At 39.3% G+C, this 15,424-nt stretch carries 18 protein-coding genes, 1 other RNA gene and 2 pseudogenes; 16 read left to right on the top strand and 5 right to left on the bottom strand.

Features of this window, described 5'->3' with window-relative positions; genetic code table 11:
- Positions 1-113, bottom strand: a pseudogene (locus F3G88_RS10810) (anaerobic C4-dicarboxylate transporter family protein); the annotation flags it as partial.
- Between F3G88_RS10810 and phsA the strand changes: the two are divergent.
- From phsA to F3G88_RS08090, 7 genes and pseudogenes are all read left to right on the top strand, one after another.
- Positions 106-2,292 (top strand): annotated as a pseudogene (gene phsA, locus F3G88_RS08120) (thiosulfate reductase PhsA); the annotation flags it as partial. The pseudogenes F3G88_RS10810 and phsA overlap by 8 nt on opposite strands.
- A 9-nt stretch (positions 2,293-2,301) precedes the next feature.
- Positions 2,302-2,868, top strand: a complete 567-nt coding sequence (locus F3G88_RS08115; RefSeq protein ID WP_021086574.1) for a 4Fe-4S dicluster domain-containing protein — start codon at positions 2,302-2,304, stop codon at positions 2,866-2,868.
- Positions 2,861-3,796, top strand: coding sequence for an NrfD/PsrC family molybdoenzyme membrane anchor subunit (nrfD, locus tag F3G88_RS08110; protein WP_149715849.1), 936 nt, complete (start codon positions 2,861-2,863; stop codon positions 3,794-3,796). Before F3G88_RS08115 ends, nrfD begins: the two co-directional genes overlap by 8 nt.
- Before the next feature lie 90 nt (positions 3,797-3,886).
- Positions 3,887-4,555, top strand: a complete 669-nt coding sequence (locus F3G88_RS08105) for a response regulator transcription factor (RefSeq protein WP_009294240.1) — start codon at positions 3,887-3,889, stop codon at positions 4,553-4,555.
- Complete coding sequence (locus tag F3G88_RS08100; RefSeq protein WP_149715848.1) at positions 4,539-5,645, top strand: sensor histidine kinase; 1,107 nt, start codon at positions 4,539-4,541, stop codon at positions 5,643-5,645. Before F3G88_RS08105 ends, F3G88_RS08100 begins: the two co-directional genes overlap by 17 nt.
- A 49-nt stretch (positions 5,646-5,694) precedes the next feature.
- The gene (gene ruvB, locus F3G88_RS08095; protein WP_021090089.1) at positions 5,695-6,705 is read left to right on the top strand and encodes a Holliday junction branch migration DNA helicase RuvB; all 1,011 of its coding nucleotides are present in this window, start codon (positions 5,695-5,697) and stop codon (positions 6,703-6,705) included.
- Between the two features lie 23 nt (positions 6,706-6,728).
- A complete protein-coding gene (locus tag F3G88_RS08090; RefSeq protein WP_149715847.1) occupies positions 6,729-7,808 on the top strand; it encodes a cytochrome C in 1,080 nt (359 codons plus the stop codon).
- Positions 7,809-7,849: 41 nt separating this feature from the next.
- Here F3G88_RS08090 and F3G88_RS08085 read toward each other — a convergent pair whose 3' ends face one another.
- From F3G88_RS08085 to F3G88_RS08075, 3 genes are read right to left on the bottom strand one after another with little or no spacing between them, the layout of a single operon-like run.
- Positions 7,850-8,380: a hypothetical protein gene (locus F3G88_RS08085; protein WP_149715846.1), complete on the bottom strand. Its 531-nt coding sequence runs from the start codon at positions 8,378-8,380 to the stop codon at positions 7,850-7,852.
- 11 nt (positions 8,381-8,391) lie between these two features.
- Positions 8,392-8,844, bottom strand: a complete 453-nt coding sequence (locus F3G88_RS08080) for a hypothetical protein (RefSeq protein WP_149715845.1) — start codon at positions 8,842-8,844, stop codon at positions 8,392-8,394.
- Positions 8,841-9,137, bottom strand: coding sequence for a hypothetical protein (locus F3G88_RS08075; RefSeq protein ID WP_103636904.1), 297 nt, complete (start codon positions 9,135-9,137; stop codon positions 8,841-8,843). The genes F3G88_RS08080 and F3G88_RS08075 overlap by 4 nt, the downstream gene beginning before the upstream one ends.
- A 204-nt stretch (positions 9,138-9,341) precedes the next feature.
- Between F3G88_RS08075 and F3G88_RS08070 the strand changes: the two genes are divergently transcribed.
- The 3 genes from F3G88_RS08070 to F3G88_RS08060 are packed head-to-tail and all read left to right on the top strand — an operon-like array spanning position 9,342 to position 11,648.
- Positions 9,342-10,382 carry an AI-2E family transporter gene (locus F3G88_RS08070; RefSeq protein WP_149715844.1) on the top strand — a complete coding sequence of 347 codons (1,041 nt, stop codon included), beginning with the start codon at positions 9,342-9,344 and terminating at the stop codon, positions 10,380-10,382.
- 14 nt (positions 10,383-10,396) lie between these two features.
- Positions 10,397-10,768, top strand: a complete 372-nt coding sequence (locus tag F3G88_RS08065; protein ID WP_149715843.1) for an HIT family protein — start codon at positions 10,397-10,399, stop codon at positions 10,766-10,768.
- Positions 10,761-11,648, top strand: coding sequence for a cache domain-containing protein (locus F3G88_RS08060; RefSeq protein ID WP_149715842.1), 888 nt, complete (start codon positions 10,761-10,763; stop codon positions 11,646-11,648). Before F3G88_RS08065 ends, F3G88_RS08060 begins: the two co-directional genes overlap by 8 nt.
- Positions 11,649-11,735: 87 nt before the next feature.
- Here F3G88_RS08060 and panB read toward each other — a convergent pair whose 3' ends face one another.
- Positions 11,736-12,551, bottom strand: coding sequence for a 3-methyl-2-oxobutanoate hydroxymethyltransferase (gene panB / locus F3G88_RS08055; protein WP_149715841.1), 816 nt, complete (start codon positions 12,549-12,551; stop codon positions 11,736-11,738).
- Positions 12,552-12,636: 85 nt separating this feature from the next.
- Here panB and F3G88_RS08050 point away from each other — a divergent pair, with 85 nt between their 5' ends.
- The 6 genes from F3G88_RS08050 (at position 12,637) to F3G88_RS08035 (ending at position 15,399) form a co-directional block, all read left to right on the top strand.
- The gene (locus tag F3G88_RS08050; RefSeq protein ID WP_004317574.1) at positions 12,637-13,041 is read left to right on the top strand and encodes a hypothetical protein; all 405 of its coding nucleotides are present in this window, start codon (positions 12,637-12,639) and stop codon (positions 13,039-13,041) included.
- 30 nt (positions 13,042-13,071) lie between these two features.
- Positions 13,072-13,430, top strand: a transfer-messenger RNA (tmRNA) gene (gene ssrA / locus F3G88_RS08045).
- Between the two features lie 105 nt (positions 13,431-13,535).
- A complete protein-coding gene (locus F3G88_RS10300) occupies positions 13,536-13,709 on the top strand; it encodes a hypothetical protein (RefSeq protein ID WP_188117470.1) in 174 nt (57 codons plus the stop codon).
- Positions 13,710-13,712: 3 nt separating this feature from the next.
- On the top strand, positions 13,713-13,886 hold the full coding sequence (locus F3G88_RS10295; protein ID WP_188117469.1) for a hypothetical protein: 174 nt from the start codon (positions 13,713-13,715) through the stop codon (positions 13,884-13,886).
- Between the two features lie 77 nt (positions 13,887-13,963).
- A complete protein-coding gene (locus F3G88_RS10530) occupies positions 13,964-14,158 on the top strand; it encodes a hypothetical protein (RefSeq protein ID WP_223228750.1) in 195 nt (64 codons plus the stop codon).
- A 5-nt stretch (positions 14,159-14,163) separates the two neighbouring features.
- A complete protein-coding gene (locus tag F3G88_RS08035; protein ID WP_149715839.1) occupies positions 14,164-15,399 on the top strand; it encodes a HipA domain-containing protein in 1,236 nt (411 codons plus the stop codon).
- The last annotated feature ends 25 nt before the right edge of the window (positions 15,400-15,424 follow it).

Here is a 15,424-nt window from a genome sequence, read left to right as displayed (position 1 = left end):
GAGTGGTTAAATACAAATTTGCCAACTCTTGTAGTTCCTGTATCGTCCATCGCTATCGCACCTAGTGTTGTAGGATATGTTGGCAATACAAATAGACCAGAAACTGCAGCAAATGGAGGCGAAAAGCACGTTCATAGCTTTTGTGAGATGTGCTCTTCAAGGTGTCCTATCGAAGCAAAAGTCGTTGATGGCAAAGTTCGCTTTTTAAGTGGCAATCCAAAAGCTGGCGGCACGGCAACCTCTCTTTGTGCAAGAGGTGGCTCAGGTCTTAGCCAGCTCTATGATGCAAACAGGATCAAAAAGCCGTTAATTAGAGCTGGTGAGAGAGGCGAAAATAAATGGCGTGAGGTTAGCTGGGACGAGGCGCTTGACTATGTCGCTTCAAAGATGCTTGATATCAAGCAAAAGTATGGCCCTGAAAGCTTTGTATTTACCTGTAAAAGCTCGCAAACACACAAGCTAATGGTAAATTTTGCCTCAGCTTACGGCTCGCCAAACTGCTTTTCACACTTTTCATGCTGTCCGATCACCTATCAAATGGTTTGCGAGCAGATGTATGGCATCGCTAAGCTAAAAAGAGACTTTGCAAATGCAAAATACGTTGTAAATTTTGGTCACAACCTCTTTGAGGGCATCGTCATAGCTGATGCTAAAAAGCTTGCTAAATTTGCAGCTAGCAAGGATACAAAGCTACTTGTGCTTGAGCCAAGATTTAGCGTTGTAGCTGCAAAGGCTGATGAGTGGCTACCAGTTAAACCAGGAACTGACCTAGCATTTGTTCTAGCGCTCATTAACACTTGGATACAAAATGGCACTTACGATAAAGAATTTATTGAGAAATTTACAATCGGCTTTGACGAGATCGTAAAGAGCGTAGAGGGCAAAACACCTGAGTGGCAAGAGAGCATCACAGGCATAAAAGCAAGCGACGTAAGAAGAATAGCTGATGAAATTTATAAAGCTGCTCCAAGAGTTATTTTTGATTTTGGGCATAAGACAACCACCACAAGAGCTGAATACATGAGGACAAAAGCCATCATGGTGGCAAATGCGATGATGGGCAACTGGGAGGTTAAGGGCGGTCTTTTTGGTGGCAAAAATGCAAAGACCTTTAACAAACTAGTTGGTGAGGATAAATTTCCAGTTCTTAAAAACCCAGATGAGAAATTTAAAGTGCCAAAAGTTACCAGACTAGACTTCGCTGGCGAGGCTGGAGCGCATAAATTTGTAAGCAGAAAACATGGCGTTTTGATGGATATAGATAACGCTATCTTAAACGAGAAGCCTTACGCCATAAAAGGTTGGTTTAACATCCGCTTTAACCACCTCATAAACGTGGCTGAGACGATGAAGAGCATAGAGGCGATGAAGAAGCTTGAGCTCATCGTAGTGAGCGATGTCTATCTAAACGATATGGCGACCTTTGCTGATGTCATTTTGCCTGAGAGCAGCTACCTAGAGCGCGACGAGGGCATAGAGGACAAGTCAGGTCTAAAACCAGCTTATATGATAAGAAATAAAGTCGTCGATCCAGTTGGCGACACAAAAGATGGGGCGTTTATCTTTAGAGAGCTAGCACGCCGCATGAAGATAGATGAGCTTTACACTTGGAATGACATACGTGAGTTTAGGATGCAGCAAGCTGGCGGAGATGTAAATTTACTTGCCGCACTAGAAAAAGATGGCTTTATCACGTGGGATGAGCCGGGAATTTTGTTTAGAGAAAAAGGTATGATAGATAAATTTATCGCTAAATATCCAGTAGCTGCTAAATTTGTAGGAGAAAATGGCCTAATGGACGATATGGCTAAGCTTAAAACAAAAAGCGGCAAGATAGAGCTATATCTGCCTGATGTCGAGGCGCAGTTTGCAGGATATGGCGCGCTAAATGACAAAGATATGGACACATTTGACGGACACGAGCTTTGCTTAACTTGCGGCAAAACGCCTATCCATACCAACGGTCACACTCAGGCAGTGCCATTTTTAAATGACCTTATGAGCGATAGCCCTATCTGGATCAATCCAAACACCGCTAAAAAGCAAAATTTACGTGACGGCGACACGGTCTTAGTCAAAAATAAATTTGGCGAGCAAAAGGGCAAGCTTATGGTGACTGAGGGCATTAGAGAAGATACGCTCTTTATCTATCACGGCTTTGGACACATCACGCCAGGTCTTAAGAGCATAGATCACGTAGGACTTAACACAAGCGTGCTTCTTGATCCAGCTGAGGGTCCGGTGGCTGCGACTATGGTTACAAATGTTGGCGTTAGCATAAGTAAAGCGTAAGGATAGAAAATGAAAAAATATATGATGATACATGATGAAAATTTATGCATCGGCTGCCAAGGCTGCTCGGTAGCTTGCAGAAGTGCAAACAACGTGCCAAGAAGGGGACTTTACCGCTTGCAGGTGCATGCAAAGATGAGTGGGACATTTCCAAATTTAAAGACTGACTTTTTACGTCAAAGCTGCGTTATGTGCGAAGATGCACCTTGTGTTGAGGTTTGTCCAACTGGCGCTAGCTTTAAAACGGCTGATGGCGTGACGCTGCTTGATCACAGAATTTGCGTTAGTTGTAAGTACTGCATCCTAGCCTGTCCATACGACGCTCGCTACGTCTTGCCAGATGGCGAGATAGGCAAATGCACATTTTGCTATGAGAGCAGGCTAGAAGAGGGCAAAGATCCAGCTTGTGTTAGCGTCTGCCCTACAAATGCCCTAACTTTTGGCGACGTAAATGATGAAAACTCTAAAATTTCAAAGAAACTAAAAGAGAGCAAATACTACTTGCCAAAAGCGGAGTTAAACACAAAACCTTCACTTGCGATGATCGCAAATACAAAAGGAGCTCACCATGAATAACATGTCAGGAAGCCTAGCTCAATACACAGAAATTTACTGGGGCTGGCCGATAGCTTTTTATCTATTTTTAGCAGGACTTAGTGCAGGTGCTAGCATCGTTGCTGTGCTTATCTCAAATAAATTTGGCAAGGATAACTACTACTTTAAAGCAGCCGCAATTATTGCTCCAGTGGCGATCGTCCTTGGACTTGCCCTTTTGGTGCTTGATCTTGGCAAGCCGCTTAGCTTTTACTGGATACTCTTGCTTTACAACTTTGACTCAGTTATGTCAATAGGCGTTGCGCTGCTTCTAGTTTATACGCCTCTTAGCGTTATATACGCGATTGGTGCGTTTAAAAATGAGATAGCAATGCTTAAAATTTCTCTTTTTGACGCGCTTGCAAATTTAGCTAGCAAGCTTTCAGGGTTGCTTGGAGTTTTGCTTTTCATCTTAGGCATCGGCGTTGGCGCATATACTGGCTTTTTGCTAAGTGCAGCTCACAAGATCGCACTTTGGAACACGCCAGTTTTGCCACTATTATTCTTAGTTTCTGGCTTAAGCTGTGCTGGTGCTTTTACGCTACTTCTTGGCGTGCTAAAAGATGAAAAGAGAGCGCAAAACCAAACTGCACACTTTTTATTAAAATTTGACTTTTTAGCGATAATAGTCGAGTTTTTGCTGATAGTTGCTCTTTTTATGGTTGTAAAAGGTGCAAGCGCAAGTGGTGTAGATGCCGTAGCAAACGCACTTAGCGCAAATTCTCTTGGGTTGATGTTTTATATCGGCGTCATAGGTCTTGGTATGGCTGTGCCTATCATTTTAGACTTAAGCGTTTTGAAGGTGCATGATTTCAAACGCGAATTTGCCGTGCTAAACGCTATTTTAGTCATTTGTGGCGTCTTTTTGCTAAGATATTACATAGTCTATGCAGGACAAATTTTTATTTAATACTTAAAAAAGAATTTTAATTTGAAATTTACCTATTAAGTATTACAATAGATAAAAATCTTATTAAAGTTTGTTTTTTAGGAGAGCATTTTGAAGATTTTGCTTTTAGAAGATGATTTGGGGTTTCAAGAGAGCGTCTGTGAGTTTTTGCAGACGCTTGGTTATGAAGTTACAGCGGTGAGCGACGGTCAAGAGGCTTGCGACTTGATAGAGAAAAATTTCTATCACCTTTTTATACTTGACATAAAAGTGCCTGGAGTAAATGGTCACGAAGTCATCAAATATATAAGAAGTCTAAATCCAAACGCTCCTATCATGATAACGACATCTTTAGTTGATATTGATGATATGGCGATTGGCTATGAGCTCGGCTGTAACGAGTATCTAAAAAAGCCATTTGAGCTAGCTGAGCTTAAATTTAGAGTTGCTGAGCTTATGAGAAAGTACTATGGCACTGACGATAAAAACATAGTAAAGATAAATGACGAGTTTAGCTTTAATCTAAATAAACGTGTGCTACTTAAAGATGGCAAGATGGTTGATCTTAGCGCAAAAGAGGTCGCTTTGGTCGAGTGTTTGGTCTCACATCTAAATTCTTACGTCAGCATGGAGGAGCTTAGAGATCTTGTCTGGAACGATAAAGAGATCGAGGGCGCTGATATAAGGATGCACGTTTTAAAGATAAGAAACAAGACAAACAATAACTTTATCATCTCAAAGAGGCGCATAGGCTACAAGATAGATGCACAAGAGCTTTAAGATCCAGATCATAGCGACATTTGTCATAATGTCGCTCTTTTGCTTTCAAAGCTTTGTGATCTTAAATTTAAGCCAAAAAGAGAGTAGCTCAAAAGCCCTTTTTGGCGCTATGAAGCATGAAACCATCATCAAAAATTCATTTCTCAAAAACGAAAATATAGCTAGCTCATTAAAGTATAAATTTGCGATTTATGACGTAAATTTTAAACCAGTCATCTCAACGCTTAGCAAAGAGCCAAGCAGCTTTAAATTTGTAACTCTAGAAGAGGGCGGATATCTTTTTTACAAGAGCTTTTTTATAAAAGATAAGACTCCTTACTACATCGTCGTAGAAAAGGAGCTTGATAATAAAAAGAGCCTCTTTTTAACAGCTATCATGCTGCTTGTTATCCTTGTGGCAGTACTATTTATCGTCTATTTTTTATATCTAAGCAGCGTTAAGCCTTATAAAGAGTTTCAAAAGTATATGAATAATTTCTTTAACGACGCTATGCACGAGCTAAAGACACCCCTTGGCGTGGCTGGCATGAACCTTGAGATGCTGGGGCTTGAAAACAAGTATATAACCCGCATCAAAAACGCCCTAAAACAGATGCAAATAACCTACGAAGATGTCGAGTATTTCATAAAGCGTGGCTACATCAAATTTCCACTTGAGAGGCTAAATTTAGGCGAGTATGTTAAAGAGCGAGTGAAATTTCTCTCAAGCGTGGCGGAGGTCAAGAGTATCGAGATAAAGACAAATTTAGCAAGCGAGGCATTTACTATGCTAAGCAAGGTCGAAGCTCAGCGCATCATCGATAACACCATCACAAACGCCATAAAATACAGCCCAAAAGAGAGTGAGATAATAGTAAATTTAGAGCTTGAAGCAGATCGCATAAATCTTAGCGTGCAGGACTTTGGTAAGGGGATAAAGGACGTCAAAAGGGTCTGGAAAAGATACGTGAGAGAGGATGAAATTCAAGGCGGTTTTGGTCTTGGGCTAAATATCGTCAGTGAAATTTGCCAAAAACATGAAATTTTATACGGCGTTGATAGCGTTTATGGCGAGGGCAGCACCTTTTACTATAAATTTAAACGAGCTTAGATTAAGCATAAAAGCGTAAAATGAAGCCTTAAATTTAGAAGGAAAAACTTTGGATAGAATCGTTGAAATCGAAAAAGTAAGCTTTGAAAATGACTTTGAAGTCTCGCTTAGACCGACAAAATTTGAAGACTACATCGGTCAAGAAAAGATCAAGCAAAATTTAGACGTCTTTATAAAAGCAGCCAAAAAGCGAAATGAGTGCCTAGATCACGTGCTATTTTACGGCCCTCCAGGGCTTGGTAAGACCACACTTGCTCACATCATCGCAAACGAAATGGGCGTAAGCATCAAAATGACTGCGGCTCCCATGATAGAAAAGAGTGGCGACCTAGCGGCGATCCTTACAAATTTACAAGAGGGCGACGTGCTTTTTATCGACGAGATACACCGCCTAAGCCCAGCTATCGAGGAGGTGCTCTATCCTGCGATGGAGGACTTTAGACTAGACATCATCATAGGCTCAGGACCGGCTGCACAAACTATCAAGATAGACCTGCCAAAATTTACGCTAATAGGCGCAACTACGCGTGCTGGCATGATCTCAGCACCTTTAAGAGACCGCTTTGGAATGGACTTTAGGCTGCAGTTTTACACAAGCAGCGAGCTAAGCCGTATCGTGCAGATCGCCTCTGCCAAGCTTGGCAAAGAGTGCGATAAAAATGCCTCTTTAGAGATCGCCAAACGCTCACGTGCCACGCCAAGGATCGCTCTTAGACTGCTAAAGCGAATTCGCGACTTTGCCGAGGTAAATGACGAGCAAATCATCAGTCACGAGCGCGCAAAAGAGGGGCTTAATGCGCTTGGTGTAAATTCGCTTGGATTTGATGAGATGGATATTAGGTATTTAGAAATTTTAATGCAAGCAAGGCGCCGTCCTATGGGGCTTAGCACGATCGCAGCGGCACTTAGTGAGGACGAGGGCACGGTTGAGGACGTCATAGAGCCATATCTGCTTGCAAATGGCTTTATTGAGCGCACCGCAAAGGGCAGGATCGCAAGTGCGAAGTGTTTTGAGACCTTTAACGTCAAGATCGACATCGAAAAAGGGCTTTTTGAGTAGCGAAATTTAAATTTGGAGCAAAAATGGGCGAGCCACATCTTTGTCCTAAGTGCAAGCAAAGGACGATTTACTTTGACGGGATCTGCTACTGGTGCAGGCAAAAAGAGAAGCTGGAATTTTACGAGGGCCTAAGCGAGGACGAGATCAAAAAGAGGCAGAAAAATATCCTCGCTCACATTGACGAGCTAGATAAATTTGATGAAATTTACAGCGACCTCACATATATTTTTTATCTGCATGACATTTGCGATGAGCAGATCATTAATGAGCTGACAAAAAACGGCGAGTACTATCCACCTGAAATTTACAAAAAGGCTTCAACAAAGATCAGAGATGAGCTTATAAGCAGGCTCTCAAACGAAGAAAATATAGTCAAGCTAAATCACATCCTCTCGGCACTTGCCTGGCAGGGCGATGAGGTAGTAAGGGAGCTATTTTTTAAGCTTTATGGTGCGCCAAAGCCTTGGAAGACGAAGCTTTATGCCGACACTGATGGATACTCGCAGACTGCTGGCTGGAGCTTTGATAGCAGTGGCAAGAGAAGAAGCCTAGTTTTTGATAAGTGCTTTACCTGCCAGCCAAGTCAAAGCGCAGACGCAAGCGTTAAATTTAAAGCTGAAAATGATGAAAAATGTAAATTTTGTAGCGGCGAGATAGTTGAGTTTAGCATCAAAAAGGAGAGCCTAAAGCAGTTTGGCTTGGAGCTTAAAAATGACGCTGTGCTTAAATTTTGTCCGACATGCGTTGGCTTTGTGCAGTATTTTTGCCAAAATGATGGCGGCAACGTGCAAACAGAGGTAGTAGGCGAGGGTGAGAGCGAAGACTATGTAAGAGAGGCTGTGGCGGTGCTTGATGGGCAAAAATTCGAGCTAGCCAGCGAGGTCTGTATGCACTATGCGGCTATGATCGATGGTGAAATTTTGCTTGGTGGATATCCGCAGTGGCAGCAAGACAGCGAGTATCTAGCTTGCCCAAAATGTGGTAAAACGATGAAATATCTAGCGCAAATCCCTTTTGGTGGCTTGATAGACGGCGAGGGTACTATCTATATGCAAATTTGTGATGAGTGTGAGATCGTCGGAGCAAATTTTCAGTGCACGTAAAAGGCTGATTTAGGTAGCCAAATTTTGGCTACCTAAATTAATTAATCTTCTTCTTTTGGAGATGCATATTTTTTCCAATTCTCATATACGGGAAGGCTTTCTATATCTATATTGAAGTCCCCAAGATTAGTTGATAATATTGCTTTACAATTGCTTTTTTCGTTTTTACAATCTTTAAAATAATCAGCTAGGAAAAGTTCTTTATACTCTCCTTTGTTTAGTTTTATGATCATTTTATCTTTTCCGTATTTTTTTATAAAATCGTCTTGTTTGTATCTTTTGCTTAAATTATTATTAGTTACTACAATTACAATATCTTTGTCACTGAAGTGTATTATGGTATATTTTGTTTTATTTATCTCGTTTATCCATCCTGTAAGACTTTCTTTTTCTGGTGTATAAAGTGCTATTTTTCTTATTTCTAGATTATCTATATTTGATTTAATTAATAATGATATTGAACTATCTGTAGAAAGTTTTTTGTCAAAGCCTATTTCTATTTCAAAAGGTTCTTTTTCCACCGCAAATGTAAATGATAAAAATAAACATACAATAAAAATAATTTTTGCCATAATTTATCCTTTTAATAATTAAATGTGAAAGTTTTTTCGCCGTAGTTTGTCACTATAGTCATTTCTATGGCTTTGCATGATGATGTAAATATGTATGATTTACCAAAACCTTCAAGATAAACGCTTGCTGCACGACTGCCAAAAGCCTCAAAAAAGAAATTATTAATTTTTGTTTGCATTTTACTTGAGATGTCGGCTGCATTTGATAATCCAAAATAGTCTTTATTGCTTTTAATACTATATCTTTGATCTTCATTGTTTACTTGATTAATTACATCCCAGTAAGTATCGCAATTGCCTCTATTGGCTATAACTCTATCTACGCTCAAAAAATCAACTTTTGATGTCACTTGATAGCTATAGCCAAAAATATTTCGACCAAGATATTTCAGTAGATATGCCTCTTCTCCAAAAGCTGACATGCAAAAACCAAAAAGGACACAAAGAGTGATAAAAAATTTCATTTTTTCTCTCCTTGTATAATAAGAGTTTTTATGGCTTTAACTATTTTTTTGTCATTTTCTTTTCCACCACCCAAAAGAGTAGCTAAAAAAGTTATATCAAGGTCTTGTGAGAGTATAAAGTACCTAGGCTCACCGTTTTTACCTACTGGATAGCCACTTTCACTTGATGTAGTAGTGGTCCATCTCATACCAATGCGCATGTCACCACAATCCTCACTTAGCCCAAAGACAATTTCAAATCCACCGTTGTTGTAAAGCATCTCATAGCCACTTTTAAACGGATAAATACTCATTTTTTCTCCTTAAAAAAATATAAGTGTTATTCTGCCCCCCCCAGCTTAGAGACTACTTAAAATTTTATAAAAGATATACAAAAATTAAATAAGTGTTTATAAAATATTTAAAACTAAAATGTAACTCATGCTCTATATAGACAATAACTTATCTAAGTATGTAAAATAAAATCTGCTATAATTACCCCATTTTAAGGGAGCAAGATGAATAACAGGCTGTTTTTTGGAATTTTTGCGTTTTGTGCTTTGGCTTTGGTGGTCTATCTTTTTAAACCATTTTTACTTGACATTTTTATCGCAGCGCTGCTTGCTGTGGCTGTTGCGAACGTGCAGATCGCATTTTTAACGCTTACTAAAAACCGCAAAACGCTCTCGTCAGGACTTACGACATTTGCGCTTCTTTGCTTATTTATCGCGCCGCTTCTTTACGCCGTCATCGAGATCGCGAAATACGCAGCTGGCTTTGATATAAATAACGTCACAAAAACGATCGAGTTTATCAAAAACTACGACTTTAGCCTGCCAGAGTCGATAAATTTCTTAGAGCCAAAGATCAAGGAATTTATAGGCGGGCTTGATATCAAGATGCTCTTTTCGCAAGTCGCTGCTAATCTTGCAAATTTAGGCAAACTAAGCCTTAAATTTGGCGTTGATATGATCATCATCCTAGTCTTTTTCTTCTTTTGCAACCTTTATGGCAACGAGCTTATAAACTACCTAAAAGAGGCGCTTCCGCTTAAAAAAGAGGACACTGAGTCGATACTAAGCGAGGTTGGCAACGTGATGGGCGTCGTTTTTTACTCAACCATCGCAAATATGATCATTCAGGGCTTTTTATTTGCCATTGTCACCAGTTTTTACGGCTATGATGGCGTGCTAACTGGCATCTTTTTTAGCTTCGCTTCACTCATCCCAGTCGTTGGCGGCTTTTTGGCGTGGGCGCCTATTAGCATTTATGAGTTTGCAAATGGCAACACAGCAGCCGCTATCACGATCGCACTTTACACCATCATCGTGATCTCATTTGGCGCTGATACGCTGCTAAAGCCACTTGTCATTAAATTTATAAACTCAAAACTAGTCAAGATACCAACAAAGATAAACGAGCTACTCATCTTTTTTGCGATGATCGCTGGCATCACGACGTTTGGCTTCTGGGGCGTGATACTTGGACCTGCGATCGTGACATTTTTTATCTCAACGATCAAGCTTTACACGCTTTTGCGAGAGAGAAATTTCGTATAAAATAGGGGCAAAATATGATATATGAAGATAAATTTATAAGAGTTGAGCGCGAAGAGAACGAGCTTCCGTGGGTGAAAATTTTTACCGCTAAGCCCTACCGCGAGCTAAGTGACTGCGACGAAGCTAGTAGGGCTAGGCTTTTTGAGGCGATGCTGGTGGCTGAAAAGGCGATGCTTGAGTTTTATAAACCAACTAAGATAAACATCGCAAGCTTTGGAAACTACGTGCCACACGTGCATATTCATGTTATTGCAAGATTTGAAAACGATGCATTTTTCCCAGATAGCGTTTGGGCTAACCAAAAGAGAAAAAGTGAGCTTGTGCTGCCTAAATTTGACGAATTTGCTAAATTTTTAGAAAAAAAACTAAGGCTTAGTTTTGAGTAAATACAAAAAATATTTTAATATCTATATCGTCCTAGTCGTTTTTGCGGTGCTTGGTAGCCTTTTTTACTTTCTTTATAGCTCATACATGGCTGAAAAAAAGCAAAACAACATGCGCGTCTTTTTTGACTACCACGTAAAGCAGCTAAACAAAAGCATCGATGATGAGAAATTTTCATCAATGGCGATCTCGATCCTGCTTGCTCAAAACGAGTCTATACAGATGTGTTTGCTAGGTCAAAACCGCGACGAATGCGTAAAAAACATCGAAAATTTGACAAAAACTCTTGGCGCAGCGTCGATGTATAACAACATCAAACTTCATCTTTACGACAAAGATCTAAAAAGCTACGTAAGAAGCTGGGATCTAAATAGATATGGCGATATGATCGCTAGCGGTAGGTTTTTAGTCCAAGAGTCAAGACGTCAAAATAAGCCCATGGTTGGCATCGAGGCGTGGTATGCTGGGGTGCTTATAAGGGCTGTTTCAAATGTGATGCATGAGGGCAAAAACATCGGTAGCATCGAGGTTTTGCTAAACTACGACTCACTTGGGAATTTTTATAAAACGCAAGGCATAGACCTTTTCGTACTCCTATCAAAAGATAAGATGCCAGCACATAAAAGCGCGCCGAGTGATCAAATTTTAAGTGATTATTACATCGAAAATTTAAGCAGTGCGAATTTAAATATAGTTGGAATTTTGCGTGATATCGACCTTAAAAAGTATGAATTTTACGTATATAAGACGCACTATTTTTGCGTTGTGCCGCTACTTGATGCTAGCAACACGCAGATAGGCTACTACGTCCTTCACGTAAATACCGACGAAAAAGAGCGAAATATCTCGCAAAACTATCTTGAATCAGAAGAGCTTTTTTAAATTTAAAAATTTTGCTCTAGCGCTTTGGTGTTGCTAGAGCTTTTTGCAGAGTTTTTATGGGTTGCTTTATAAATTTGGAGTATAAATTTAACCCTGATACGAAAACTCTTCGCTTGGGAAAATTTTGTTTTTTACTTCGCTAGTGTAGCTTTGCACGCCTTTTCGCACAAGAGCGGCTCCGTCAAGATAGCGTTTAACAAATTTAGGTTTAAAGTCCTCGAAAAATCCCAACATATCAGACCAGACAAGCACCTGCCCATCGACATCCGCCCCAGAGCCTATGCCCACAACTGGCACATGAACCTGCCTTGTTATCTCGCTTGCCACGTTGCTAAGCGTGCCTTCAAGCAGTATGCCAAACGCACCAGCTTGCTCAAATGCCAAAGCCTCTTCAACTAGCCTCTTTGCCTCAAGCTCGCTTCTGCCTTTTATCTTATATCCACCCTCAAATTTAAAAAATTGCGGCTTTAATCCGATGTGAGCCATCACGTTTATGCCCTCTTCGCAGAGGCGTTTTACTAAATTTACCTGATGCATGCCAACTTCAAGCTTCACCGCATCGGCATTTGTCTGCTTAAAAAATTTCATCGCATTTTTGATCGCTTGTTTTTCGTTTGTGTAGCTGCCAAATGGCATATCAGCTAGGATAAAAGTCTTTTTAGCCCCAGCGCAAACGGCCTTTGTGTGATAAAGCATGGTGTTCATATCAGCACATAGCGTGCTCTCTTGCATGTTAAAGCTCATATTTAAGCTATCGCCAACAAGGATAACATCAGCATAATCATCAAAAATCTTCGCAAATAGTGCATCATAAGCAGTTATCATCACGATAGGCTCAACGCCTTTTTTGTTTTTTATGTCATTTATAGTGAGTTTTTTCTTTGCGATTTTTTCATCTTTCATGGCTAAGTCCGGTAAATTTTGTGATAATGCTAACAATTTTATCAAAATTTTGCTACAATTACGCCAATTTCTTAAGGACATGAAAATGGGTATATTAAAAAGGCTTGAAGTCGATTATTCTTATGATATAGTTGAGGAGTTTCTCTCTCACTACACTTTGATGTGCGATTTACTAGAGCCTTTGATAATAAATTTAGGAAGAGCTGACAAGTATAAGGAGAGCATTTTAGAGCTTTCTAGGATCTTTCACAATATCAAATCAGCAGCAGGTTTTATGCATCTTGACCCGATCTTGAAACTAACGACTTTGGCTGAAGAGGTCACTCAAGAGGCTAGAAGCTTAAAAGGTCCAGCAAATGATAAATTTATAGATTGGTTGCTGCTTATTAGCGATCAGTTTCATAAATACAAAGGCGACGTCGAGAAAGACCTAGAGTATTTTAGCGTCCTTGAGCCAAAGATCATTGACGTACCTGCAAAACTTGACTAAACAATCCAACTAAACCATTTCATTTTTTATGGGAGCGACTTGGCTTCGACAGGAGCAGAGTGTGTACGGTGGCACGTCGCTTTGAGCAAAGCGTAAAAAGCTCAAATTAAATTTAAACGCAAACAACGTTAATTTCGCTCCTGCTTACGCTAAAGCTGCGTAAGTTCAGTTGAGCCTCGCTTTGTCTTATTCTAGCTAGGATGTAAGCGAGTAATTTAGCTAGAGTAGGCCAGCAAAGTGACTGTTTGCTAGCTGAAATTTAAGTCTTAGTCTAAATTTTGGTTTTGGAAAGTGAGCCTTTTTAGATGAAATTTTCACTTTTGCTAAGCGTGTAGAGGCTGTACGGATTTTGCTTTTGGACAGGGGTTCGATCCCCCTCGCTTCCACCATCTACTTTAAATTTCTATTTTATTCTACGATTTAAATATTATTTGAAATTTTACTTATTTTTAAAAAATATAAATTACAATATTTAAAAAACAAAGGAGGCTTATATGGCAAATAGTTTTGGATACATTTGTGATTTTAGTGATGGCTTCGCTGCGGTAAAAAAAGAAGAGAAAGAGCTAGGTATGAGCCTAGCTACTTTCTCAAGTGCATTTAGAAGATTACGTAAGAGAAAAGGATTAGACAGCTCAAAAGAGCAAGATAAGAGCAAGGGGGAATAAGCAATGAAAAATAAAGCATTACTTTATATTTTATTAGTTAGTTTATTTTCATCTATAAGCTTTGCAGCTGTAGATTGCTCCGACCCAAGAAATAGACCACGTGTTATAGCAGGAATATTGATGGGGGGAAAGAGTGTTATCGTAACCTCAATGCTGAAACAGCTAAACGTGATTTAGATTTAACTATCGGACGTAACCCAGTAACTGGGAAAGTAACCTCACGTGCAAATTTAGCTGGTGGAGATAATGCTACTATGCGCTTAGAAAACGCTCAAATGAATTACGGCAAAAAGAAATATGAGCTTGAAGAAGCAGAGAAGTTTGACCCTAGTGTTAAGAATTCTAACCGCCTTGATAAAGCTCGTAAAGCATTTAAAAAAGCGCAGCTTGATCTTGAGACAGCAGAAGAGATAAAAGGTAAGGCAGATATGAGAAAGGCAGAAGAGTAAAAATAATGTTTTATCATTTAAAAAATAAAGACAAAACTATTTTAGAATTTAGTATTAACGCCAAAGAATACGACGATATAGGCGGTAAAAATTTCAAATATGAAGTTGTAAATATTGCAATTAAAGACGCTTCGTATTTGCCTAAAACTATTGATATAAACGATTTAAATAACTCTTTAAAATCCTGGATAGAAAATAGAAGAATACCGAATAATAGACGTTTTGTAGAAAAGGTTGTTGCTTCTTATAGTTTAGATGAGAAGCGTAGTCTTATGGACTATATCGACGTATCATTTGGGCTTAGTTTAAATGATACGTTTTGGGTTACTCCAGCTAGCGATGACTATAAATGGAAAAACTATAATCTTTACGATAATAAATTTGACGAGGCTTTGTCTTTAGTCGCCTTTAGTGGTATGAGCCATAAAGTAAGTGGCTTTACATCTTCGCCTGAATACACAACCAACGGAATGCTTAAGAAGTGCTGGTATAGAGAGTGGGACGGAATTTATCTATATAAAGGCTCTAGTAAAGCTTACGCAAATAATGGTAAAGAGGCTTACGCAGAATTTTATATGGCTCAAGTAGCGCAAGCTTTAGGCTTTGAGTGTATAAAATACGACTTACAAAAATTTCACAATGAACTGATAAGCTCGTGCAAAATTTTTACAAGCCAAAATGAGGGTTACGTGCCTATGGGTAACTTTTTTAAAAGAGGCGAGCTTTCGGTTGAGAATAGAAATATGAAAATTGCTGCGATATATGGAGAGGATAAATTAAGAGATTTACTCGTATTTGACGCACTTATTTATAATATCGATAGGCACTTGGGTAACTTTGGTATGATTGTAGATAACGACACTGGTATGCCATTAAGAGCAGCACCGATATTTGATAACGGCTTATCGATGATTAACTTCTTAACTCAAGATGAATTAAAAGATATTGATACTGCATTGAGCGATAAAATTTCTTGCTTTGATTATGGATTTAACGAACAACTAAAGCGTTTTGTATGTGATAGACACTTAGAGGGCTTAGAAAGACTTAGTAAATTTGAGTTTAAAAAGCACGCTAAATTTAACTTAAGCGATGAGTGGCTAGAGCCTATACAAAAGCATATACAAGATAGAGCAAAGCTAGCTATAAAATTTTGCAATGAAAATAAAGACGAGCAAAAGAGCGAGCAGGCGGAGCAAATTTTAAATAGGCAGGCAGTAAGAAAGTGCTTCAAAGGATAAATGAAACTACTTTTTTGATAAAAAT

Origin of the sequence: Campylobacter concisus (genome assembly GCF_902460675.1) — a bacterium.
Lineage (GTDB): Bacteria > Campylobacterota > Campylobacteria > Campylobacterales > Campylobacteraceae > Campylobacter_A > Campylobacter_A concisus_AJ.
Note: the sequence above shows the minus strand (reverse complement) of the source record. Positions and strands in the feature narration are given on the sequence as shown.